This window comes from Marinobacter changyiensis (assembly GCF_009193265.1).
Lineage (GTDB): Bacteria > Pseudomonadota > Gammaproteobacteria > Pseudomonadales > Oleiphilaceae > Marinobacter > Marinobacter changyiensis.
Genome location: NZ_VZZZ01000016.1, coordinates 1 through 1218 on the forward strand (window position 1 = coordinate 1; position 1218 = coordinate 1218).

Annotated in this window: 1 protein-coding gene; it reads left to right on the forward strand. The window is 55.1% G+C overall.

Features of this window, described 5'->3' with window-relative positions; translation table 11 throughout:
* The first annotated feature begins 68 nt into the window (after nucleotides 1-68).
* A protein-coding gene (locus F6Y09_RS20010) for an IS3 family transposase (protein WP_152208725.1) occupies nucleotides 69-1192 on the forward strand; the annotation gives its coding sequence in 2 pieces (ribosomal slippage) (nucleotides 69-327 and nucleotides 327-1192; 1125 coding nt in all).
* The last annotated feature ends 26 nt before the right edge of the window (nucleotides 1193-1218 follow it).

A 1218-nucleotide genomic window follows, 5' to 3' on the forward strand; every position in this document is an offset into this window, starting at 1 on the left:
TGACCTGCTCCCCTCTGGCTTAACCATTTTCAGCTTAGTAATGTTCATCACAGCAGAGGACGATGAACATGAAAAAGCGATTTTCAGACGAGCAGATCATCAGCATTTTGAAGGAGGCCGAAGCAGGCCTGGCGGTGAAGGAGCTGTGCCGCAAGTACAACATTTCTGACGCTACCTTCTACACCTGGCGCAAGAAGTTTGGCGGCATGGAGGTTTCCGAGGCACGCCGTTTGAAGGCCGTCGAAGATGAGAACGCCAAGCTCAAGAAACTGCTGGCTGAATCTCTTCTGGACAACGAAGCCCTGAAGGCGGCCCTCAACCGAAAGTACTGACCGTCGAGAACAAGCGCGAGGCCGTGCGGGCGATGCAGGAGCAAACGCCGATTTCACAACGCAGGGCCTGTTTTCTCGTCGGGTTATCCCGCGCTTCGTTTCACTACCGCTCCACCGTTGCGGCTGGCGACAGTGTGCTCAGTGAGCGCATTACGGAACTGGCCCATGAGCGACGTCGGTTTGGTTATCGACGGGTTCACCAACTGTTGCGACGGGAAGGAATCGACGTGAATCATAAAAAGGTTTACCGGCTTTATCGGGAGGCTGGTCTGGCCGTACCAAAGCGTAAGCGCCGCAAAGGTATCGCCATGGAGCGTCAGCCGTTGGTGTTGCCAGAAGCGCCAAACCAGACGTGGTCCATGGATTTTGTCATGGACTCATTGGCGTGCGGTCGGCGGATAAAGTGCCTGACCATTGTTGATGACTTCACCAAGGAGTGTCTCGACATCCCTGTGGCCAATGGTATCTCTGGTGATCAGGTTGCCCGCACTCTGGATGCCATAGCCGCCTTCAGAGGCTATCCTCAGGCTGTCAGGACAGACCAGGGGCCGGAATTCACCAGCAAAGCACTGGACCAGTGGGCTTATGACAACCGGGTTGAGCTGAAGCTGATCCAGCCTGGGAAGCCTACGCAAAACGGCTTTATCGAAAGCTTCAATGGGCGTTTCCGCGACGAATGCCTGAATGAACACTGGTTCCGGGATCTGGCTCATGCCCGCGAGATCATCGGGAACTGGCGACGGGACTATAATGAAAACCGGCCCCATTCAGCGTTGAGCTACCAGACACCACTGGAGTTTGCCGCTGGCTACCGGACTACGGGAAAAGGGTCGAAATTAACCGACATTACTAAGCAGTGAGTGGTTTAGTGATTGGGGGCAGGTCA